The following is a 247-nucleotide window of genomic DNA, read 5'->3' on the forward strand; positions in this document are numbered from 1 at the left end:
TCAGTGAAACCAACTTCTATTTAGGTAAGTACTACCTAAGTCTGGGGGATATGGACAGCGCTACGGCACTGTTCAAATTAGCGGTTGCTAACAACGTACATAACTTCGTTGAGCACCGTTATGCATTGTTGGAATTATCGCTCTTGGGCCAGGAGCAAGACGACCTGGCAGAATCGGACCAGCAATAGCTGACGACATAAACATCAGCCCGTAATCTTTTGATTGCCATCACCTTCACTGGTGAGGG

General features: G+C 47.0%; 1 protein-coding gene. It reads left to right on the forward strand.

Going from position 1 to position 247, the window contains the following annotated elements; genetic code table 11:
• Positions 1-188 (forward strand): hypothetical protein (locus HJG58_RS18755; protein WP_039267373.1); only part of this gene is annotated, 188 nt, incomplete at its 5' end.
• Between the last annotated feature and the right edge of the window lie 59 nt (positions 189-247).

The sequence above is a fragment of the Acinetobacter geminorum genome (assembly GCF_013009345.1).
GTDB lineage: Bacteria > Pseudomonadota > Gammaproteobacteria > Pseudomonadales > Moraxellaceae > Acinetobacter > Acinetobacter geminorum.